The 19,425-nt window shown below is 67.6% G+C and carries 22 protein-coding genes and 1 tRNA gene; 9 read left to right on the top strand and 14 right to left on the bottom strand.

What is annotated here, in order from left to right:
- Nucleotides 1–125: 125 nt before the first annotated feature.
- The gene (locus FBZ89_RS06855; RefSeq protein ID WP_088872405.1) at nt 126–812 is read left to right on the top strand and encodes a Crp/Fnr family transcriptional regulator; all 687 of its coding nucleotides are present in this window, start codon (nt 126–128) and stop codon (nt 810–812) included.
- A 240-nt stretch (nt 813–1,052) separates the two neighbouring features.
- On the top strand, nt 1,053–3,101 hold the full coding sequence (locus FBZ89_RS06850) for a methyl-accepting chemotaxis protein (protein ID WP_186457231.1): 2,049 nt from the start codon (nt 1,053–1,055) through the stop codon (nt 3,099–3,101).
- A gap of 5 nt (nt 3,102–3,106) precedes the next feature.
- Here FBZ89_RS06850 and FBZ89_RS06845 read toward each other — a convergent pair whose 3' ends face one another.
- The gene (locus tag FBZ89_RS06845) at nt 3,107–3,925 is read right to left on the bottom strand and encodes an alpha/beta fold hydrolase (protein WP_246172073.1); all 819 of its coding nucleotides are present in this window, start codon (nt 3,923–3,925) and stop codon (nt 3,107–3,109) included.
- A 160-nt stretch (nt 3,926–4,085) separates the two neighbouring features.
- Here FBZ89_RS06845 and rlmN point away from each other — a divergent pair, with 160 nt between their 5' ends.
- From rlmN to FBZ89_RS06830, 3 genes are all read left to right on the top strand, one after another.
- Entirely contained in the window at nt 4,086–5,300 is a 1,215-nt protein-coding gene (rlmN, locus tag FBZ89_RS06840; protein WP_145749254.1) for a dual-specificity RNA methyltransferase RlmN, read from the top strand.
- Nucleotides 5,301–5,547: 247 nt separating this feature from the next.
- Nucleotides 5,548–5,820: a hypothetical protein gene (locus FBZ89_RS06835; RefSeq protein WP_145749253.1), complete on the top strand. Its 273-nt coding sequence runs from the start codon at nt 5,548–5,550 to the stop codon at nt 5,818–5,820.
- A gap of 6 nt (nt 5,821–5,826) precedes the next feature.
- Complete coding sequence (locus FBZ89_RS06830) at nt 5,827–6,051, top strand: hypothetical protein (protein WP_145749252.1); 225 nt, start codon at nt 5,827–5,829, stop codon at nt 6,049–6,051.
- Between the two features lies 1 nt (nt 6,052).
- On the opposite strand, the gene FBZ89_RS06825 is transcribed toward FBZ89_RS06830, so the two are convergent.
- Nucleotides 6,053–7,390 carry a HipA domain-containing protein gene (locus FBZ89_RS06825; RefSeq protein ID WP_145749251.1) on the bottom strand — a complete coding sequence of 446 codons (1,338 nt, stop codon included), beginning with the start codon at nt 7,388–7,390 and terminating at the stop codon, nt 6,053–6,055.
- Nucleotides 7,387–7,689: a helix-turn-helix domain-containing protein gene (locus FBZ89_RS06820; protein WP_145749250.1), complete on the bottom strand. Its 303-nt coding sequence runs from the start codon at nt 7,687–7,689 to the stop codon at nt 7,387–7,389. The genes FBZ89_RS06825 and FBZ89_RS06820 overlap by 4 nt, the downstream gene beginning before the upstream one ends.
- Nucleotides 7,690–7,909: 220 nt before the next feature.
- On the opposite strand from FBZ89_RS06820, the gene FBZ89_RS06815 reads away from it, so the two are divergent.
- Nucleotides 7,910–9,121: an argininosuccinate synthase gene (locus FBZ89_RS06815; RefSeq protein WP_145749249.1), complete on the top strand. Its 1,212-nt coding sequence runs from the start codon at nt 7,910–7,912 to the stop codon at nt 9,119–9,121.
- A gap of 163 nt (nt 9,122–9,284) precedes the next feature.
- Nucleotides 9,285–9,626, top strand: a complete 342-nt coding sequence (locus FBZ89_RS06810; RefSeq protein ID WP_145749248.1) for a hypothetical protein — start codon at nt 9,285–9,287, stop codon at nt 9,624–9,626.
- A gap of 131 nt (nt 9,627–9,757) precedes the next feature.
- Here the strand turns inward: FBZ89_RS06810 and FBZ89_RS30740 are convergent, their stop codons facing one another.
- The 3 genes from FBZ89_RS30740 to FBZ89_RS06800 all read right to left on the bottom strand — a co-directional run bounded on the left by FBZ89_RS30740 (nt 9,758) and on the right by FBZ89_RS06800 (nt 10,701).
- Nucleotides 9,758–9,928: a hypothetical protein gene (locus FBZ89_RS30740; protein WP_186457230.1), complete on the bottom strand. Its 171-nt coding sequence runs from the start codon at nt 9,926–9,928 to the stop codon at nt 9,758–9,760.
- Between the two features lie 139 nt (nt 9,929–10,067).
- Nucleotides 10,068–10,388 (bottom strand): DUF167 domain-containing protein, encoded by a 321-nt coding sequence (locus FBZ89_RS06805; RefSeq protein ID WP_246172071.1) that lies wholly within the window; start codon nt 10,386–10,388, stop codon nt 10,068–10,070.
- A 4-nt stretch (nt 10,389–10,392) separates the two neighbouring features.
- Entirely contained in the window at nt 10,393–10,701 is a 309-nt protein-coding gene (locus FBZ89_RS06800) for a YggT family protein (RefSeq protein WP_198924909.1), read from the bottom strand.
- A 254-nt stretch (nt 10,702–10,955) separates the two neighbouring features.
- On the opposite strand from FBZ89_RS06800, the gene FBZ89_RS06795 reads away from it, so the two are divergent.
- Nucleotides 10,956–11,031, top strand: a tRNA-Ala gene (locus FBZ89_RS06795).
- A gap of 153 nt (nt 11,032–11,184) precedes the next feature.
- Here FBZ89_RS06795 and FBZ89_RS06790 read toward each other — a convergent pair.
- The 5 genes from FBZ89_RS06790 to FBZ89_RS06770 all read right to left on the bottom strand — a co-directional run bounded on the left by FBZ89_RS06790 (nt 11,185) and on the right by FBZ89_RS06770 (nt 15,512).
- A complete protein-coding gene (locus tag FBZ89_RS06790) occupies nt 11,185–11,832 on the bottom strand; it encodes an acyloxyacyl hydrolase (RefSeq protein WP_145749247.1) in 648 nt (215 codons plus the stop codon).
- Nucleotides 11,833–11,961: 129 nt separating this feature from the next.
- A complete protein-coding gene (locus FBZ89_RS06785; protein WP_145749246.1) occupies nt 11,962–12,651 on the bottom strand; it encodes an ABC transporter permease in 690 nt (229 codons plus the stop codon).
- Complete coding sequence (locus FBZ89_RS06780; RefSeq protein ID WP_145749245.1) at nt 12,648–13,358, bottom strand: ABC transporter permease; 711 nt, start codon at nt 13,356–13,358, stop codon at nt 12,648–12,650. Before FBZ89_RS06780 ends, FBZ89_RS06785 begins: the two co-directional genes overlap by 4 nt.
- A 379-nt stretch (nt 13,359–13,737) precedes the next feature.
- On the bottom strand, nt 13,738–14,625 hold the full coding sequence (locus FBZ89_RS06775; protein WP_145749244.1) for a transporter substrate-binding domain-containing protein: 888 nt from the start codon (nt 14,623–14,625) through the stop codon (nt 13,738–13,740).
- Between the two features lie 86 nt (nt 14,626–14,711).
- The gene (locus tag FBZ89_RS06770) at nt 14,712–15,512 is read right to left on the bottom strand and encodes an ABC transporter ATP-binding protein (RefSeq protein ID WP_145749243.1); all 801 of its coding nucleotides are present in this window, start codon (nt 15,510–15,512) and stop codon (nt 14,712–14,714) included.
- Between the two features lie 315 nt (nt 15,513–15,827).
- Between FBZ89_RS06770 and FBZ89_RS06765 the strand changes: the two genes are divergently transcribed.
- Nucleotides 15,828–16,799, top strand: a complete 972-nt coding sequence (locus FBZ89_RS06765) for a hypothetical protein (RefSeq protein WP_145749242.1) — start codon at nt 15,828–15,830, stop codon at nt 16,797–16,799.
- A gap of 160 nt (nt 16,800–16,959) precedes the next feature.
- On the opposite strand, the gene FBZ89_RS30735 is transcribed toward FBZ89_RS06765, so the two are convergent.
- The 3 genes from FBZ89_RS30735 to FBZ89_RS06755 are packed head-to-tail and all read right to left on the bottom strand — an operon-like array spanning nt 16,960 to nt 19,329.
- Nucleotides 16,960–17,112: a hypothetical protein gene (locus tag FBZ89_RS30735; protein WP_186457229.1), complete on the bottom strand. Its 153-nt coding sequence runs from the start codon at nt 17,110–17,112 to the stop codon at nt 16,960–16,962.
- A 10-nt stretch (nt 17,113–17,122) separates the two neighbouring features.
- On the bottom strand, nt 17,123–19,027 hold the full coding sequence (gene feoB, locus FBZ89_RS06760; protein ID WP_186457228.1) for a ferrous iron transport protein B: 1,905 nt from the start codon (nt 19,025–19,027) through the stop codon (nt 17,123–17,125).
- Complete coding sequence (locus FBZ89_RS06755; protein WP_246172070.1) at nt 19,024–19,329, bottom strand: FeoA family protein; 306 nt, start codon at nt 19,327–19,329, stop codon at nt 19,024–19,026. Before FBZ89_RS06755 ends, feoB begins: the two co-directional genes overlap by 4 nt.
- Between the last annotated feature and the right edge of the window lie 96 nt (nt 19,330–19,425).

The following is a 19,425-nucleotide window of genomic DNA, read 5'->3' as shown; positions in this document are numbered from 1 at the left end:
CCGCGATCCGCGCGGGCTCCGGAGGTGACGGCTGACAGCGGAGTGCGGCGATGACCCACATCGATTTTGCCTATCCCAGGGATTCGAACACCCAAACCAACGGGAAGACCGACCCGGCGGGCGAAATCCACCCCTGCAGCGCCTGCACCGTCCGTACCCTGACCGTCTGCGCCGCCCTGGAGGCGGAGGAACTGCGCCGCCTGGCCGAGATCCTGCAGACCACCCGCTTCGACGCCGGCCACACCGTGTTCGGCGAGGGCGACCCGGCGGAAACGCTGTACAACGTCACCTCCGGCACGGTGAAGGTCTACAAGCTGCTGCCCGACGGGCGGCGCCAGATCACCGGCTTCCTGTTGCCGGGCGACTTCTTCGGCCTGTCGGTCAACGACAGCTACGCCTACACCGCCGAGACGGTGACGCCCGTGTCGCTGTGCCGCTTCCCCCGGCGCCGCATGGAGGCGCTGCTGGATGAATTCCCCAAGATGCAGCGCCGCTTGTTCTCGATGGCGTCGAATGAGCTGGCGGCGGCGCAGGACCAGATGCTGCTGCTGGGCCGCAAGACGGCCAAGGAGAAGATCTGCTCCTTCCTGCTGTTGCTGTCCCAGCGGGCCAGCCGGCGCGGCCACAAGACCAATCCGGTGCACGTGCCCATGAGCCGCGCCGACATCGCCGATTATCTGGGCCTGACCACCGAAACCGTCAGCCGCACCTTCACCCAGCTGAAGACCAGCCGGGTCATCAGCCTGCTGGAAGGCAACAAGGTGCAAATCCAGGACATGGACGACCTGCTGGATCTGGCCGAGGGCGCCTGAGTCATAAGGGGCGATGATCACGAGCGGGTGATTGCAGCTGCCGCGCCTACTTGCGCAGACTTTCCAGGGCTTTGCCTTTTTGTCCGGTTCCAATCGAGTCATTTTGACGGCCAACGGCGCAATAAAGAAACGCAACGCCTTATTTGATAAATCAAACTTATAATTAACCGCTCTTTTGGATTCTCGATCCTATCCGCTTGCATTAGCGTGCTTTTTTCAGAAAAGCCAAAGATGCGACCGATGACTCGATTCAGGATCGTGCACCGCGTGGTGCTGGCGTTGCTGGTGCCGTCGCTGGGACTGCTGCTGGCCGCCGCCCTCATCCTCGCTGAAAAACAGGCGACGGTATCCCAGATGCGGACACTGTCGCGGTTGACGCAGCTCGCCACCACGGTGGGCGACCTCGTGCACGAGATGCAGCGCGAGCGGGGGGCGTCGGCCGTGTTCCTGGGCAGCAAGGGCGCCCAGCTTCAGCGTGAGTTGCCGGAGCAGCGGGCCCGCACTGATCAGCGGCGGCAGGCGCTGGAACTGGCGCTGAAAAACGACGCCACCGCCCCGACTGGCGGTGCGCTGGCCCAGATCCTGGCGGACGCCACCCGGCGGCTGGCGCAACTGGACGAGATGCGGCGCAAGATCGACGGCCTACAGATACCGGCGGCCGAGTCGAGCGCCTATTTCACCGCGACGATCCTGCGCCAGTTGGACGTAGACATCGAGATTTCCAAGTCGGTCACGAACCCGAGCGTGGCGCGCGTGCTGTCGACCTATGTCAACTTCACCCAGGCGAAGGAGCGCGCGGGGGAGGAGCGGGCGAACGGCGCTGCGGCCTTCGCCGCCGGCAAGTTCGACATCACCCAATATCGGCGCTTCCTCGGCACGCTCGCGGAAGAGGCCACCTATTTCCGGCTGTTCGCCGCCAGCGCCTCCCCCGAGGACCAAGCCTTCCTGGACCGGACGGTGACCGGCGAGGCGGTCAGCGAGGTCGAGCGGATGCGCAAGGTCGCCGTGGAGACGGCACCGGGCGACGCGCTGGGCAGCATCGACGGCGCCTATTGGTTCAAGACGGCGACCGCGCGCATCGACATGATGAAGACGGTCGAGGACTATCTGGCCCGCAACCTGCTGGCGCAGGGGGATCGCGTCCGGGACGAGGCGCAGGGCGTGCTGTGGGCGGCCCTGGCGGCGACGCTGGTTCTTTTCGGTGTCACCGGCGTGCTCAGCACCGTGATCGTCCGCGACATCACCCGGCCGGTGGCCGGCATGACCGACGCCATGACCCGGCTGGCGGGGGGTGACCAGTCGGTCGATGTGCCCGGTATAAGCCGCAGGGACGAGATCGGCGACATGGCGGCGGCCGTTCAGGTGTTCAAGCGCAAGATGACCGAGGCGGAACGGCTGCGCGCCGAACAAGAGGCGATGGAGCGTCGGGCCGAAGATGAAAAACGCACGGCGATGACCAAGCTGGCCGATGAGTTCGAGGCCAGCGTCAGGGGCGTGGTCGGCACGGTGTCCTCCGCCTCCGCGCAGTTGCAGTCCACGGCGCAGTCCATGTCGTTCACGGCCGCGCAGACCAGCCAACGGTCCACCGCCGTGGCGGCGGCGGCCGAGCAGGCGTCGGCCAATGTGCAGACGGTCGCCTCGGCGGCGGCGGAGCTGTCCTCTTCCATCGGGGAGATCAGCCGGCATGTGGTGGAGTCGACCCGCATCGCCAGCCAGGCGGTGACCGACGCCGGCCGGACGAACGCGCAGGTGCAGGCCTTGGCGTCCGCCGCGCAGAAGATCGACGACGTGGTGAAGCTGATCAACGGCATCGCCGGGCAGACCAACCTGCTGGCCCTGAACGCGACCATCGAGGCGGCGCGCGCCGGCGAGGCGGGCAAGGGCTTCGCCGTCGTCGCCTCCGAGGTCAAGCTGCTCGCCACCCAGACAGCCAAGGCGACCGAGGACATTTCAGCCCAGGTCAAGGCCATCCAGCAGGCCACCGCCGATTCGGTGCAGGCCATCGATGGCATCACCGGCACGATCACGCGGATCAACGAGATCGCGACCACGGTGGCATCGGCGGTTGAGGAACAGGGGGCCGCCACCCAGGAAATCGCCCGCAGCGTCCAGCAGGCATCCTCCGGCACAGCGGAGGTCGCCACCAACATCACCGCCGTCACGCAGGCGGCCGGTGAGACGGGGGCCGCCTCCAGCCAGGTCCTGACGGCGGCGGCGGACCTGTCGCGTCAGTCGGATGCGCTGCGCGCCCAGGTCGATGCCTTCATCTCCAAGGTGCGCGCGGCGTAAGGTGATCAAACCTGGCGGGCGAACGCCGCCACGTCGGCGTCGAAGCGCCGGGGCGCCTCGATGAACGGGGCGTGCCCGACGCCCTCATACAGGTGCACCCGCGCCTGGGGCAGGGTTTCCGCCAGCCAGTCGGCCATGGCCGGCAGGATCACCGGGTCCGCCCCGCCATGGACCACCAGGGCGGGACGGTCGAAGGACGCCAGGGCGGCGCCGTCCATCTGGCGGCCCATCATGGCCCGCCGCGCTGCCAGGGGCACCGACAGGGTATCGGCCGCCGCCGTCTCCGCCTCATCCCCTGGCGTCTCCCCCAGGGCCAGGGCCTGGGCCAGCGCCCGGGCGCCGGCCGCCTGCGCCGCCGGGTCGTCGGACAGCAAGGGCGGGAAATAGGCCTTGGCGGCAGGGCCCAGATAGGGGGCGGCCGCCTTGCCCAAGCGGGGGCAGGCCCCGACGAAGACCGCGCCGGCGATGCCCTCCGTCCCGTAGGCCGCCACATGGTCGGCCAGCACGGCACCGCCATAGGACCAGCCCACCAGGATCACATCCGCCAGACCCAGGGCGCGGCGCACCGCCATGACATCGCCGCCCCAGTGCGGGCCGTCGCCATAGGCGGCCGGATCCTCCGGCCGGCCGGACCGGCCGTGCCCCCGCAAGTCCAGCGCCAGCAGGCGGAACTCCCTCGCCAAGGGACCGGCGAACTGGACGCGGAAGGCGCGATGGCTCTGGCCGAAGCCGTGGAGGAACAGCAGCGGCCGTCCGTGGGGCACGCCGCCCTCCGCCATCGCCAGCAGGGTTCCATCGCCCGCCGTCACCTGATGCAGGGTCATGGCCCCGGTCCTCTCGTCCGTTCTCCTTATCCACCCGCGACAGCGGGGTCTGGGTCCACCCGCGATAGCGGGGTCTGGCCCCGCACGCAACCCCGCCCCGCGCATTTTTTCCGAGTCCCCCCTTTGACTCGAGGGCCGATCTGGCCCATCTATCGCCGCCATGGGCGTGGAAAATCACATGAAGGAATTCGCCCCGCCGCCTCCTCGGGCGGACGGGCGGGTGAACCTGGTCGGCCTGTCGCGGGACGATCTGGAGGCTGAGGTCGCGAAGGCCGGGCTGGAGCGCTTCCGCGCGCGCCAGCTGTGGCACTGGATCTATCATCGCGGCGCCACCGATTTCGCGGTGATGAGCACGCTGGCCAAGGGCGTGCGCGAGACGCTGGCCAACCTCTACGTCATCGACCGGCCCACCGCCGTGAAAGACCTGAAAAGCGAGGACGGCACGCGCAAGTGGCTGGCCCGCATGCCCGACGGCCAGGAGATCGAGACCGTCCACATCCCCGAGGAAGACCGCGGCACGCTCTGCGTTTCCTCCCAGGTGGGCTGCACCCTGACCTGCCGCTTCTGCCACACCGGCACCCAGCGCCTGGTGCGCAACCTGGACGCCACCGAGATCGTGGGCCAGGTCATGCTGGCGCGCGACCACCTGGACGAATGGCCGGCCCCGCCCGACGGGCGCATGCTGAGCAACATCGTCATGATGGGCATGGGCGAACCGCTGTTTAATTACGCGCATGTCGCCAAGGCGCTGAAGATCGTCATGGATGGCGAGGGCATCGCCATTTCCAAGCGGCGCATCACCCTGTCCACCTCCGGCGTCGTGCCCATGATGCGGCAGTGCGGCGATGAGCTGGGCGTGAACCTGGCCGTCAGCCTGCACGCGGTGAATGACGAGCTGCGCGACCGCATCGTGCCGCTGAACCGCAAATACCCCATCAAGGAACTGATGCAGGCCTGCCGGGACTATCCCGGCCTGAGCAATGCGCGCCGCATCACCTTCGAATACGTCATGCTGAAGGGCGTGAACGACAGCCTGGCCGACGCGCGCGAGCTGGTGCGCCTGCTGCGCGGCATTCCGGCCAAGATCAACCTGATCCCCTTCAACTATTGGCCGGGCGCGCCGTTCGAGTGCTCGACCGACGAGCAGATCACCAAGTTCGCGGACTTCGTGAACAATGCCGGTTACGCCTCGCCCGTGCGCACCCCGCGCGGCCGGGACATCCTGGCGGCCTGCGGCCAGCTGAAAAGCGAAAGCACCAAGCCCACCGCCCAGGCCCGCATCGCGGCCCTGGAGGCGCACAAGGCCCTGCAGGCCGAGTACGCCGCGCAGGTGGCGGAAAAGGAAGCGGGCCTCGCCGCGACGGGGACTCTTTAATTAGGTTCCTCAGACGCCGGCAGGGCCATCCGGCCCTTTGGCTTGTCCTCCATTTCCAGTCCACTTCGTTCCCCGGAAATCTCCGGCGGACGCGGTCGCGTCCTACAGCGGCATGAGGGATCATGCCGCTGGGGCGCTTTCCCAGGCTGGCGCTGAGGCACCTCAAGGCCGCGGGTGACGCCGGCCTGTAATCCCTGCGGCGCTTTGGCTATCATCCGGCCGATAAGACCCTTGGGGGACGCGCGCTTTGGATCTCGGTACCGATCTCGTCAACAGCCTGATGATCCACATCGGCGTCACGGCCCTGCTGCTGTGGCCGGCTTACCGCCTGGTGGTGCGTGCGGGGTTGCCCCGCCGCTGGCCCCTGTGGCTGGCCCTGCCGCTGCTGGGCCCCGTCATCTTCCTGGTGCTGCTGGCCAAGACGCCCTGGCCCGTCCTGCCCGCCCGCCAACCCAAAATGCACCCGCGCGAGCGCCTGAAGCGCGAACGGGCGGCCGCCCAGGCCGCCGCATCGGAGTAAGCGCCCATGCTGCCCCTGGCCTACGCCCCGGCCCTCGGCCTGCTGCTGCCCAACTGGGCCGCCCTGCTGGTCGTCGTCATCCTGGCCACCATCGCCGTCTGCGCCGCCGGCCTGGTGCTGGCCAAGGTGGGCCGCAACCCCTATTGGGCGCTGCTGCTGTACTTCCCCGTCCTGGGCGTTCCCGCCCTGTGGTACCTGGCCTACACACGCTGGCCCCGGCAGGGGGCCTGACTCAACTGGGAATGGCCCAGCCACCCGCGCGTGCAAGATAGGGCGGCGCCTCGGCCGGTATGGTCCAGCCGAAGGCTGCCGCCACGCTGCGCACCACCTCGGCCACACAGCGGCGAATATTCTCATAGGGCTGGATACCGGCGAATTCCGGCCTTTGCCGCAGCGCACCCAGCTTGGAGAGCACAGTCTCCGCCTGCGCCTTCACTGCGGCCTCCAGCCCGGTGAGGGCACCAGGGGTGGCAACCGGCGCCAGTATGAGCCAATCAACCTTGCGGATCTCGTCTGGCCGGATGGCCGCGCCAACAGCCATGGCCATGTCTTCCGTGACCGGAAAGATCCGGGTGCACAGCATGTCATAGGCGGGGGCCAAGGACGGAGCCCGGCCCGGCACGTCGTAGAGCAGGCTGAAATTCTTGGCGTGGGCATCAGCGTTGGCGAGCAGCACGGTGGCAATCACCCGCCGCATCAATTCTGCCCGCCCCAGCAAGGGCGCCGCCGTCTGCTGCATCAGGGCGAGGCACTGGGCCAATCCGGGCCCCACCTTCCGAGGTGCCCCATTGGCGGCGGCGGAAAACTCATACTTGCGTTCCGGCGGATAGCCCAGCGCCTGGCAGAAATCCTCCTGATGGATTTCGTGGACACGGCCGCCCTCGACGCGTCGGTCATAGCGCTCCACCAAAAGGCATTCCCGCCCAGCGAACGAGCGAAGGGTCGTTTCCGCGACATCCACCCCCAAGCTGGCCGCCAGCGCCATTGAAAACGCCTCGGCCCTGGGCACCAAGGCGAAATCCGGCTTTCCGGCGGGGGCTACCTTGATGAGATGGGTAGAGGGGGAGCCATTAAGCGGCCGATGGAAACGTCCGTCCAAAAAAGCCACGGCCGTCTTGGGTTGAGCCCCGGCCACGGATAGGCGCACCCGTCGATCGGCGGCGAAATTCGGCGACGTCGGAATCTCATCAATGACGCGCGCCAGCGCCGCCTCATCCAGCGGCTCATAATCCTGCGGCATATCCGGCTTGCCACCAGGATGCAGCAAGCGGACCGCACCGGCGCATTCGGCGCCATATTCACGTAGCAGGCCAAAGACTTCGTATGGCTGCAAACGGCGCCGGGCGGCGGCGGCGGCCAGGGCGTCCCCTTCGGGCAGCAGTCCAGCGAAGAAGGGGCGGCACTCCGCATCGTTGTACGGCTCGGCCCGAGGCGGCAGGCTGATGGACAGCCGTGACAGAGGGCTGCGGTCGGCATAGGTGAAGGTCAGGCGACCCTGGGTATCGGCCTCAAGGACACCGACACCCCGCTCCCCAAGGAAAACCTCCAGCGCCTGGCCATCCCCGATCACCGTAATCCCCCGAACAGGTCGATGCCTAAAGCCTGCATGTAGGCCATGACCTTGCCCAACTCCGCCGTGGGCTTGCCGTTTTCCACCGCCGACAGGAAGGACAGGCTGAGGCCCGTGCCAGCCGCCACCTCCCGCAATGTCATGCCCAAAGCCTGCCGCCGGGCGCGGCTCAGGGCCCCCAGACGATCGGGGCCATCCAATGGGACGGCGTCGGCCACGTCCTGCACGATGGCGCCAAACTGGGCCAGCGCCGCCTCCCGGCCCCTCTTTCTGTTCGCCGTTCGGCTAACAAAAGCCATCAACCGCCTCAACTCCGAGGGATGTTCGTCGTACGGCTAACATAACCCGACAGCGCTTTTGCACCAACCGATTATTCGTCGTACGACGAACACCTCCACCCAAGCGAGACCGGCGCGGGCTGGGGATGCGGTCGCGGCAGGCGCACTAATCTTGCCAGCCGGGCGGCTGGGGGATAACGTCCGGACGCATTCCACCCTGACCTTTAGCGGGCGTACAGTCATGAGCGTCAAGAAAGTTGTCCTCGCCTACTCCGGCGGTCTCGACACCTCCGTCATCCTGAAATACCTGCAGGAGACGTATCAGTGCGAGATCGTGACCTTCACCGCCGACCTTGGCCAGGGTGAAGAGCTGGAGCCCGCCCGCAAGAAGGCTGAGCTTCTGGGCGTGAAGCCCGAGAACATCTACATCGACGACCTGCGTGACGAATTCGTGCGCGACTTCGTGTTCCCCATGTTCCGGGCCAACACGCTGTATGAGGGCGTCTACCTGCTGGGCACCTCCATCGCCCGCCCGCTGATCGCCAAGCGCCAGATCGAGATCGCCAAGGCCGTCGGCGCCGACGCCGTGGCCCACGGCGCCACCGGCAAGGGCAACGACCAGGTGCGGTTCGAGCTGGGCTATTACGCCCTGAAGCCGGACATCAAGGTCATCGCCCCCTGGCGCGAATGGACCCTGAACAGCCGTACCGCCCTGCTGGAGTTCGCCGAGAAGCACCAGATCCCGATCGCCAAGGACAAGCGCGGCGAGGCGCCGTACAGCACGGACGCCAACCTGCTGCACATCTCCTACGAGGGCAAGGCGCTGGAGAACCCGTGGGAAGAGCCGGACGAGGACATGTACACCCGCACCGTCGCCCCGGAAAAGGCGCCGGACACCCCCACCTACGTTGAGATCGAGTTCGAGGGCGGCGACCCGGTGGCCGTCGATGGGCAGAAGCTGGGCCCGGCGGCCCTGCTGACCCGCCTGAACGAGCTGGCCGGCGCCAACGGCATCGGCCGCCTGGACCTGGTGGAGAACCGCTACGTCGGCATGAAGAGCCGCGGCGTGTACGAGACCCCCGGCGGCACCCTGCTGTCGGTCGCCCACCGCGCCATCGAGAGCCTGACGCTGGATCGCGGCGCCATGCACCTGAAGGACGAGGTCATGCCGCGCTATGCCGAGCTGATCTACAACGGCTTCTGGTTCAGCCCGGAGCGTGAGGCCCTGCAGGCCCTGATCGACCAAACGCAGAAGCGCGTCACCGGCATCGTGCGCCTGAAGCTGTACAAGGGCTCCGCCCGCGTGGTCGGCCGCCAGAGCCCGAACTCGCTGTACCGCCTGGACTACGTCACCTTCGAGGCCGACAGCGTCTACAACCAGAAGGACGCCGAAGGCTTCATCAAGCTGAACGCCCTGCGCCTGCGCCTGGGCGCCATGGCCGGCAAGCAGTAAGCGCCATCGCTGCGAAAAAGCCCCGCCTGGGAGACCGGGCGGGGCTTTTTTGTTGGATACCCTTGCCACCTTGTGGCGTATTTTCTCTCCTGGCGCACAAGGCATGGGATGAACAGCGATGACGGTGGAACAATCCCTCCCATCCACCCCATCCCCGGGGCCCATGGTGAATATCTTCGCCTATGGGTTCGCCATTGTTCCCCTATTCGCCGCCGCGCTGGAGCAGGTCTTGATGCGGCGTCCCGGCCTGTGGTCCAAGGATGCCCTGCAGATCGCCAACATGGCTTCAGGCGTCGGCTACCTTGTCCTGGCCGGCTTTGATCGCAACGTCATTCGGCCCTTCCTGGACAGGGCGGGCCGTAATTTCACCGTCCTCTGGATCTTTCTGCCGCCAGCCTATCTCTGGCGGCGGGCGACCTGCCTGGGCCTCACGCGCACCGCAACCTGGCTCTGGTGCCTCGGCTTCGCCCTTTCCATCGCCCTGAGCGCCGCCCTGTCCCGTTGATCGACAGGCATCAACCATCACCGCTGCAACGACTCCGCCTCGGCCAACCGGCTTGTTGCGGTCGGTCAGCCCGGGGACGATCTTGGGCGATAATTGGCGGCAAGCCGTAAGTCACCGCGCCGCCCCCAGCTTTACTTCTTTTTGAACGCATCCCCGGCGAAGGGCGTTTCGCTCATCGGGGCCGCCCTGTCGTCCTCGCCTTTGAGCGAAGCGGCGTATTTCGCCCGCCATTCCTTGTCGGTCTGGCCGGAACGCTTGCGCGCCTTGGCCTTCTTGACGCAGTCGGCGATCATCTGGTCCATGGCGCTGAGCTTGGCCGAGGGAGGCGGCTTCTTCGGGGGTGGCATGGGGCCTCGCTGCTGGGAAGCCCGATCCTACTCCAGCCAAGGGGGCGGCGATAGTATGACGGTCGCGGCTGCCCCGGCCCCAATGATGCCCCGATCAGCCTTGGCAGGAGGCGTGCACCAGCGCCAGCAGCGGCTCCGCCTCCCCCGCCACCGCCACCACCTTGTTGCGGTCGGTCAGGCCGGCGACGATGGTGAGGCTGGATTTGGGCACGCGCCAGGTCTTGGACAGCAGCTTCAGCACGGCCTCGTTGGCCTTGCCGTCCTCGGGCACGGTGGTGACGGCTACCTTCAGCAACCGACGGCCCTCCGGCCCGTCCATGGCGCCCTGGATAGCGGTGCGGGAGGCGCGGGGGGTGACGCGCAGGTGCACGCGCACCCCACCCGGCACCACCTCGACGAAAGGCTTCGCGTCCACCGCCTTAACGGAACATCAGGGAACTGAACATGTAGTTCTGGATCAGCCGTTCCAGCGCCCAGATGATCAGCATCAGGACGATGAAGGAAATGTCCACGCCGCCCAGGTTGGGCACGACGTTGCGGATGGGGCGCAGCAGCGGTTCCGTCAGGCGGTAGGTGATGTCCATCAGGGTGGCGACGAAGCGGTTGCGGGTGTTGATCACCCCGAACATCACCAGCCAGCTCAAGATGGCGCTGACCATCAGCACCCACCAGGCCAGGTTCAGAACCACGAGCAGCAGTTCCAGGATGGTGCGGATCAAAGGATCCATAGCAGGTCCGTCCCCAATGGTTTCAACGGCATGGCCGCCACCCTACGGGCGGGGCGCCCCCTTGTCCAGCGCGGGCCAGCACTGGACAGGGGCGCCAATCCCCAAGCGGCCCCACCGCCGCAAGCACCCCGGCGCCCGCATGGCCCGCATTCCGTTCTTTTCGCGGAATGGCCGCTTGACATGCCCGGTCGCCCTGAGCATTATCCCGCCCACTTCAGGCGCCCGGGGCTATGCCCGCCGCCGGATTTGAGTGTGGGGCCGTAGCTCAGCTGGGAGAGCGACGCGTTCGCAATGCGTAGGTCGGGAGTTCGATCCTCCTCGGCTCCACCAAATCCCCCTTCCAGGCAATGCATGGTGATGTGGAACGGACCGGTCGGTGCCGGCCCTTTGTCATGTCCGCTGCCTGCCTCGGCCCGCGCGTAAAGAAAAACGGCGCGAGATGAGTCTCCCGCGCCGTTCCGATCCATATCAGCCGATTGAAGATCAGAGGGCGAAGCTGTAATAGGCCACCAGGTTGTTGGCGCCCGGGTTGACCGTGCGGGTGCGCGGGGTGCCGGGGATGGTGACGGTCTTGCCCAGCTCGGCGTTGGAGATGTGGCTGAGGGCGATGGAGAAGCGGTCGCCGTTGCTGAAGCGGTAGCCCGTCTCGATCTGGGTGCGGAATTCCAGGGGGTAGCCCATGTCCTTGCCGTCGCCATGGGCGTAGTAGCCGGCGGCGGCGCTGGGGGTGATGAAGAACGGACCCCAGGTGAAATCGGCCTGCAGGCCGCCATAGCCGTAGAAGCTGCCCTTGAAGGTCTGGATCACGCCCACCAGCGGCTTGATGGCGAACCAGTCGTCCATCTTCACCAGCGACCAGCCGAAGCGGTATTCGGCGGTGACGAACTGGGTGCGGTCGTGGGGGGTGTCGGCGTCCACCTGGAAGAAGGCGGGCGGGTCGATCCAGGACTGGTCATAGATGCCGACGCCCAGGGCCAGCAGGTCGGGATCCCGGTCGGCGGCCAAGGCCGGCGCGGCGATGCCCGCCACGGCGCTGGTCAACAGGGACGTGGCCAACAGGGACCGGGCCAACAGGGAGGTGGCGGCGCGCAAACCACGGCCGCGCAGGGCCTTGCGATGGGTCTTCGTCATGATCCTGCTTGGGAGAGTAAAGGCGGAGGGGTTTCCGCCTTTATGCAGAGCAATCCCGCGCCAACTCAAGGGGAAACGGACAAAATTGTCCAAGGTGCGACGGCATAGACCTGACGCTCCGCTTTCCTATTACCTTTTTACCGGTGTCAGCCGCCGCTCCGCCAGCTGAACACCCCGGGTGATGAGGAAACTCATCCCCAGGTACACGGTGCCGGCCAGGCAGAAGACCTCGATGGGCTGGAAGGTGCGGGCGGCGATGGCCTTGGCCACGCCCGTCAACTCCATCAGCGTGATGGTGCTGGCGAGCGCGCTGCCCTGCAGCATCAGGATAATTTCATTGCCGTAGGCCGGCAGCGCCAGGCGGAAGGCCTGGGGCAGGATGATGCGGCGGAACAGCAGGCCGCCGCCCATGCCGCAGGCCCGCGCCGCCTCCACCTGGCCATGGGGCACGGCCTCGATGCCGCCGCGCATGATCTCCGCCGTGTAGGCCCCGGTGTTCAGCACGAAGGCGATGATGGCGCACCAGTACGGTTCCCGCAGCAGGGGCCACAGCAGGCTCTGGCGCACCGCGTCGAACTGGCCCAGGCCGTAATAGATCAGGAAGATCTGCACCAGCAGGGGCGTGGAGCGGAAGACATAGATGTAGCCGCGCGCCACCCACGACAGGGGCGCCAGGTGTGACAGGCGCATCACGGCCACCAGCGTGGCCAGCACCAGCCCCACCAGCAGCGACAGGGCCACCAGCTGCACCGTCAGCCAGGTGCCGGTGACGAACTGCGGCAGGGCCGCCATCAGGGCGGTGACGAGGGGGGAGTTCATCGGGCGGCCCTCCGCACGCCACGCCCGGCCCACACTTCCGCCCGGGCGAACAGGCGGCCGGACAGGCCGGCCATGGCGAGGTACAGCAGGCCGGCGGTGGTGAAGAACAGGAAGGGCTGGCGGGTGGCGCCCTGGGCCAGATAGGCCACGCGCATCAACTCCACCAGGGCGACCACGGAGACCAGCGAGGTGTCCTTCAGGGTCAGCTGCCAGACGTTGCCGAGGCCCGGCAGGGCATAGCGCAGGGTCTGGGGCAGCATGACGCGGCGGAAGGTCAGCCAGCGATTCATGCCCAAGGCCTTGGCCGCCTCGACCTGGCCATGGGGCACCGCCAGGGCGCCGCCGCGCAGCACCTCGGCGGAATAGGCGCCGGATACCGTCCCCACCGCCAGGATGCCCACGGGCAGGGCCGACAGTTCCACCGGGCCGTTGAAGCCCAGCAGGCCGACGACCCAGGTGGCCGCACTGTTGCCGCCGAAAAACAGCAGGTAGATGACCAGCAGCGAGGGCACGCCGCGCACGATGGTGGTGTAGGCGTCGGCCGCGACCCGGCCGCCCCGATGGCCCGACAGCTTCAGGGCCGCCGCCACCCCACCCAGGCCCAACCCCCACAGGTAGGCTGACACCGCCACCAGCAGGGTCATCCCCATGCCCTGCAGCAGCTGCAAGCCCCAGCCCCGTCCCCCAAAGCCCAACAGGTCCATCATTACCGTGTCAATTCCTCAGACGCCGGCGGGGCATCCGCCCCTTGGCTCATCCTCGATTTCCAGTCCACTACGTTCCCCGGAAATCTCCGGCGGCCCCATCGGGGCCTAGTCGCTACGCTTGTCTCTTATTCGCTCAGACGCCGGCGGGGCATCCGCCCCTTGGCTTATCCTCGATTTCCAGTCCACTGCGTTCCCCGGAAATCTCCGGCGGCCGCAGTCGCGGCCTAGTTTCATTTTCGACTCGAACATCCGGAAACGCTCTAAAATCTAGGCCGCGACCGCGGCCGCCGGAGCGAGCACCGCCCAGTCAACGTAAAGGGGGGCGCAGCGAGGATAAGCCAAGGCCGCGGATGCGGCCGCCCGGCGCCTGAGGGAAAACTCAATGCGCCGACGCGTCGAAGTGGAACCACTGTTCGGCCAGCTTCCTCATGGTGCCATCTTCCTTGGCGGCGGTGATGGCGTTGTTCAGGGCGTCCAGCAGGCGACCGTCGCCCTTGCGCAGGGCGGCGGCGATGCCGGGGCCCAGCAGGCCGCCGGTGATGCCGGGGCCAAAGGTGGCGGCGTTCTGGCCGTCCGTGCCCTCCAGGAAAGGCTGCCAGCCGGTCATGTCGGCCAGGCCGGCATCGACACGGCCGGTCGCGAGGTCCAGCGACAGGTTCTGCAGCGTGTCGTAGCGGCGGACGGTGACGGTGTCGCCCAGGTAGGTGTCCAGGAAGTTGGCATGGATGGTGGCCACCTGCACGCCCACGGTCTTGCCCTTCAGCGCCGCCTTCAACTTGTCCATAGCCTGGGTCCCGGCCTCGTCCATGTTGGCGATGTCCAGCCGCTGCAGGCCGAAGTCGATCTTGGTCAGGGGGCTATCCTTGGGGGCCACGAAGTAGGCCGGGGTCAGCACGTAGGGGACGGTGAAGTCCACCGCCTGCCGCCGCTCGTCCGTGGCGGACATGCCGGCCAGGATGACGTCGTACTTGCCGGCCTGCAGCCCGGGGATGATGCCGTCCCAGGCCTGGGCGGCGATCTCGCACTTCACGCCCATGCGCCGGCACAAATCCTTGGCCAGGTCGATCTCGAACCCCTTCAGGGTGCCGTCGGGCTCCGCCACGTTGAAGGGTGGGTAGGCCCCCTCCGTCGCCACGCGCAGGGGATTGGGCACCCCCTGGTCGGTCACGGTGGGCGCGCCGGTGCCGGACGGCGTACGGTGCGTCGCCAGGTACGCAACCCCGGCGACCACCACCACCGCAATCAGGCCCAAGACCAGCTTCTTCATGAAACCCCCTACGAAACCAATGACGGGACGGTCCGCATCAACACCCCGTGTCCGATCGGCCGCCGCTCTTTGTTGTGCAGTATGCCTTAAGCGGGCCGGGCCAGGAATTGCCGGCAGCGGTCGCTGCGGGGGTTGCCGAACACCTCGTCGGGCGTCCCCTCCTCCTCCACCCGGCCCTGGTGCAGGAACAGCACATGGGAGGAGACGTCACGGGCGAAGGCCATCTCATGCGTCACGATCAGCATGGTGGCGCCCTCATCCGCCAGTTGGCGGATGACGCGCAGCACCTCGCCCACCAGTTCCGGGTCCAGCGCCGAGGTCGGCTCATCGAACAGCATGACGCGGGGCTGCATCGCCAGCATGCGGGCGATGGCGGCGCGCTGCTGCTGCCCGCCCGACAACTGGCTGGGATAATAATCCTGCCGCTGGCCCAGGCCCACCTTGTCCAGCAGGGCCTTGGCCCGGTCCACCGCCTCGGCCCGGGGCACGCCCAACACATGCACCGGCGCCTCGATGACGTTCTCCAGCACCGTCATGTGCGTCCACAGGTTGAAGCCCTGGAACACCATGCCGAGGCGCTGGCGGATGCGGTCCACTTGGCGGCGGTCGGCGGGCACGGCCGCGCCGCGACGGTCGCGCGCCATGCGGATCAGCTCGCCATTCACCCAGACCTGGCCCTCGTCCGGCGTCTCCAGCAGGTTGATGCAGCGCAGCAGCGTGCTCTTACCCGAGCCGGAGGATCCGATGAGGGAGATGACGTCGCCGTCCCGCGCCGTCAGGGAGACGCCCTTCAGCACCTCCGTCTCGCCGAAGCGCTTGTGCAGATCCCGCACAAGGATGGCGGTGTTGGCTTGGTCGGCCACGGCGACAGCCGGCGATTGCGTCATAGGACCCCGAAATTCGTCCGGACCCATCCGGACCTGAAAGCGCACCCGGCCGGCGCGGCGATGGGGGCCGCGCGCCAGCCGGTGACCGTGAATGACCGTGGGACGTTCCCTGAGGAAACCCCGAAGCCGGCAAAACTACCGTGCGCCGCCCGGGACGGAAAGAGGTTTCCTGTCGCGCCCCAAAGCGGGTACTGCAAGCCTTGACGGCACCCATGGCCGATGCAGCCCCCGCCAAACGTGGTAGTGTGGCCTGGCACCCCGGCGCCCGGCGGCGGTGGGGCGCCGTCGTTCATCACCCGGAACAGTCCAGCGCCCATGAGCACAGGCATCCAGCCCACGGCCAACCGCAGCACGCACTTCCTGTTCGACCACAAGGTCTTCACGGTCGATGGCTGCCGCTTCATCCTGTCCAAGACCAACGATGAACCGGTGATGTGCATGAAGCTGGGCAAGCTGGACGTCGAGGTGCCCATCGAGAAGATCTGCACCGAGTTCGGCATTCAGCCCAAATCCTTCGACGGCCAGCTGCTGACCATGGCGGCCAAGGGCCTGCGCTATGTCCGCGAAATCCGCCCCGGCGACACCATCCCCAACGAGCTGATCGACGGCACCGCCAGCTGGCGGGTGGACGAACGGCATTACAATGTGGCCAAGGGCCGCCTGACGGTGCAGCTGGTCACCTGGCTGACGGGCGGTGAGACCGTGGTGTCCAGTCCCGAGCAGCTGGAACAGGTGGTGGAGGACCCCGGGACCAAGGTCCGCGTGCACGAGGCCTTCCGCATGATCGCCAACCGGCTGTCGCTGGCCGGCGACCCGGAGGAGGAGATCGGCCTGCACATCGACAAGCTGGCCAAGGAACTGTCCTATGTCGAGGCGCTGCGCGAGCGGGCCCTGGCCCTGCACAAGGTCCGCCAGGGGCTGGAGACGGCCCACCGCATCTACAAGGCCGAGCGCATGGTCAAGGAAGAGATCGTGCGCATGCAGACCCTGTCGCTGCCGCCCATCGCCGACCTGGAATCCCGATTCGCCCAGGTCGATGCCCAGACGGGCGAGATCCTGGCCATGCTGCGCAAGTTCGACCAGAACATCAGTTACATCCGCGAGATGCGCGACGATTTGCACCAGTCGCTGCTGCCCTGGGACGAGGTGCTGGACGGCTGGCTGACCGTGACGGTGGAAAAGAGCCCGGAGCTGGAGGCGCTGATGAAGCGGACCTACCATTTCCTGGCCAAGCGCTACAGCCAAGCCACCCAGTGGCGTCTGGCGACGAGACCCGCGCCCAAGTGATTGTTCCCTCAGGCGCCGGGCGCCGGCATCCGCCGGCTTGGCTATCCTCGATTTCCAGTCCGCCTTCGGCTCCCCAGAAATCTCCGGCGGCCCCGGTCGGGGCCTAGGCTGGCATACGCCAGCCAGCAGGAGCTTCCGGGCCAGGGTTTGGCTCTTGCGCTCAACTACCGCAGTTGCAGTTGTCGGAGCCGCAGGGCCCGGGGGCCTTGCCGGCGGCGACCTGACGGCGACGGACCATGCGCATCACGGTGGGGCGCAGGACCCAGGCCAAGGCGGCCGCCACGATCAGGCCGACGACGATCTGTTGAGCCATGATGTCCCCCTTACGCCCATCCCAGGCTGGCGGCGATGTGGTAGGTGGCGAACGAGGCCAGGTAGGCCAGGGTCAGCATGTAGCCGAACATGATGAGCGGCCATTTCAGGGAGTTGGTCTCGCGCCGCACCACGCCCAGGGTGGAGGCGCACTGGGGCGCGAAGACGTACCAGGCCAGCAGTGACAGGGCCGTGGCCAGCGACCAGCTATGGCCCAGCGTGTCCATCAGCGCGGTCACATTCTCCTCGCCGCCGCCCCCGGCCCCACCCACGGCGTACACGGTGCCCAGGGCCGCCACCGCCACCTCGCGCGCGGCCATGCCGGGGATCAGCGCCACGGTGATCTGCCAGTTGAAGCCGATGGGCGCCACCAGCGGCTGCAGCCAATGCCCCACCATGCCGGCGATGGAATAGTCGATGGCGGGATCGGTCGCCCCCGCCGGCGCGCCGGGGAAGGAGCTGAGGAACCAGATCAGGATCATGATGCTGAGGATGGTGGTGCCGGCCCGCTGCAGGAAGGCCTTGGCCCGGGTCCACACCCCCATCACCAGGTTCTTCACGTCCGGCACCTTGTAGGCCGGCAGTTCCATCAGGAAGGGTTCCACCGTGCCGCGCCACACCAGGCGCCGCATGACGAAGGCCACCAGCAAGGCGCTCAGGATTCCCGCGGCATAGAGCCCGAACATGACCAGGCCCTGCAGCGAGAACACCCCGCCCACCGTGCGGTCCGGCACGAAGGCGGAGATGATCAGGGTGTAGACCGGAATGCGGGCGGAACAGGTCATGAGCGGCGCCACCATGATGGTGGCCAGGCGGTCGCGCCGGTTGTCGATGACGCGCGTCGCCATGATGCCGGGAATGGCGCAGGCGAAGCTGGACAGCAGCGGGATGAAGGCGCGGCCATGCAGGCCAGCCCCGCCCATGATCTTGTCCATCAGGAAGGCCGCGCGCGGCATGTAGCCGAAATCTTCCAGCAGGATGATGAAGGTGAACAGGATGACGATCTGCGGCAGGAAGACGATGATGCTGCCCACGCCGGCGATGACGCCGTCGGTGATCAGGCTGCGCAGGATGCCGTCGGGCATGGCGCCGTTGATCCAGGCGGCCAGGGCGTCGAACCCGGCCTTGATGCCGTCCATGGCCGGCTGCGCCCAGGTGAACACCGCCTGGAACATGAAGAACAGCACGGTCAGCAGGATCAGCAGCCCCGCCACCGGGTTCAGCAGCACGGCGTCCAGCCGGGTGGTCCAGGTATCGGGCTTGGTCGGCGGGCGCACCGCCAGCTTGATGATGCGGTCGGCCTCGCGGTGGGTGGCGCGCACCTCTTCCGCCGAGGGCTCGTGCCAAGTGTTGGCGCCGGCGGACGCGGCGCCCGCCAATTCCACCGCCACGGTGTCGATATGCTTCAGCAGGTCGGCGGTGCCGGCCTTGCGCACCGCCACGGTGGGCACCACCGGCACGCCCAGCTCCGCCGACAGGCGGCCGATGTCGATCTCGATGCCGCGATGCCTGGCGATGTCGAACATGTTGAGGGCCAGCAGCAGCGGCCGGCCCACCTGCTTCAACTCCAGCACCAGGCGCAGCACCAGGCGCAGGTTGGTGGCGTCGGCCACGCAGACCAGCAGGTCGGGCTCGGCCTCGCCCTTGAAGCGGCCCAGCACGACGTCGCGCGTCACCTCCTCATCCGGGCTGCGGGCGCGTAAGGAATAGGTGCCGGGCAGATCCAGGACCTGGACGCGCCGGCCCTCGGGCGTGGTGAAGCTGCCTTCCTTGCGCTCCACCGTCACGCCGGCGTAGTTGGCCACCTTCTGCCGGCTGCCGGTCAGCGCGTTGAACAGGGCGGTCTTGCCGCAATTGGGGTTGCCGACCAGGGCGATGCGCGGGGCGGTCTGGAGGACGGGGGCGATGGCGTTCATGACCGGCGGTCTTCGGCGACGGCGCGCGGGGTGGCGCCCGACGCGTCCGGCTGTTGCCAGGCGGTGATCAGGATGGCCTCGGCCTCGCGGCGGCGCAGGGCCACACGCATGTCGTCCACCTTCACGGCGATGGGGTCGCGGCCGAACAGGCCCTCATGCAGGATTTCCACCCTGGCCCCCTCGACGAAGCCGATCTCCAGCAGCCGGCGCTCCAGCTCATCCGGGTCCAGGCTGTCGTGCGGGGCGCCGTCCAGGCCCACGCGGATCACCCGGCCCACCTCCCCCTTCGCGGCCCGGCTCAAGGGGCGGGCGTCCGCGGTAAGGGCGGGGGCGGGAAGGGCGTCCTGATCCGGGGCGGGCGCGTCCGAAACGGCGGGGCGGGAAGATAGATGCATCCG

Source organism: Nitrospirillum amazonense, from assembly GCF_007828045.1.
GTDB lineage: Bacteria > Pseudomonadota > Alphaproteobacteria > Azospirillales > Azospirillaceae > Nitrospirillum > Nitrospirillum amazonense_C.
This window is presented reverse-complemented; position numbering and strand designations above follow the sequence as displayed.

Excerpts from the sequence above, each read along its gene's own strand:
- FBZ89_RS06850 (WP_186457231.1), top strand. The coding sequence starts at position 1,053 with ATGACTCGATTCAGGATCGTGCACCGCGTGGTGCTGGCGTTGCTGGTG.
- FBZ89_RS06845 (WP_246172073.1), bottom strand. The coding sequence starts at position 3,925 with ATGACCCTGCATCAGGTGACGGCGGGCGATGGAACCCTGCTGGCGATG.
- rlmN (WP_145749254.1), top strand. The coding sequence starts at position 4,086 with ATGGGCGTGGAAAATCACATGAAGGAATTCGCCCCGCCGCCTCCTCGG.
- FBZ89_RS06830 (WP_145749252.1), top strand. The coding sequence starts at position 5,827 with ATGCTGCCCCTGGCCTACGCCCCGGCCCTCGGCCTGCTGCTGCCCAAC.
- FBZ89_RS06820 (WP_145749250.1), bottom strand. The coding sequence starts at position 7,689 with ATGGCTTTTGTTAGCCGAACGGCGAACAGAAAGAGGGGCCGGGAGGCG.
- FBZ89_RS06815 (WP_145749249.1), top strand. The coding sequence starts at position 7,910 with ATGAGCGTCAAGAAAGTTGTCCTCGCCTACTCCGGCGGTCTCGACACC.
- FBZ89_RS06810 (WP_145749248.1), top strand. The coding sequence starts at position 9,285 with ATGGTGAATATCTTCGCCTATGGGTTCGCCATTGTTCCCCTATTCGCC.
- FBZ89_RS30740 (WP_186457230.1), bottom strand. The coding sequence starts at position 9,928 with ATGGACCAGATGATCGCCGACTGCGTCAAGAAGGCCAAGGCGCGCAAG.
- FBZ89_RS06800 (WP_198924909.1), bottom strand. The coding sequence starts at position 10,701 with ATGGATCCTTTGATCCGCACCATCCTGGAACTGCTGCTCGTGGTTCTG.
- FBZ89_RS06790 (WP_145749247.1), bottom strand. The coding sequence starts at position 11,832 with ATGACGAAGACCCATCGCAAGGCCCTGCGCGGCCGTGGTTTGCGCGCC.
- FBZ89_RS06785 (WP_145749246.1), bottom strand. The coding sequence starts at position 12,651 with ATGAACTCCCCCCTCGTCACCGCCCTGATGGCGGCCCTGCCGCAGTTC.
- FBZ89_RS06780 (WP_145749245.1), bottom strand. The coding sequence starts at position 13,358 with ATGATGGACCTGTTGGGCTTTGGGGGACGGGGCTGGGGCTTGCAGCTG.
- FBZ89_RS06775 (WP_145749244.1), bottom strand. The coding sequence starts at position 14,625 with ATGAAGAAGCTGGTCTTGGGCCTGATTGCGGTGGTGGTGGTCGCCGGG.
- FBZ89_RS06770 (WP_145749243.1), bottom strand. The coding sequence starts at position 15,512 with ATGACGCAATCGCCGGCTGTCGCCGTGGCCGACCAAGCCAACACCGCC.
- FBZ89_RS06765 (WP_145749242.1), top strand. The coding sequence starts at position 15,828 with ATGAGCACAGGCATCCAGCCCACGGCCAACCGCAGCACGCACTTCCTG.
- FBZ89_RS30735 (WP_186457229.1), bottom strand. The coding sequence starts at position 17,112 with ATGGCTCAACAGATCGTCGTCGGCCTGATCGTGGCGGCCGCCTTGGCC.
- feoB (WP_186457228.1), bottom strand. The coding sequence starts at position 19,027 with ATGAACGCCATCGCCCCCGTCCTCCAGACCGCCCCGCGCATCGCCCTG.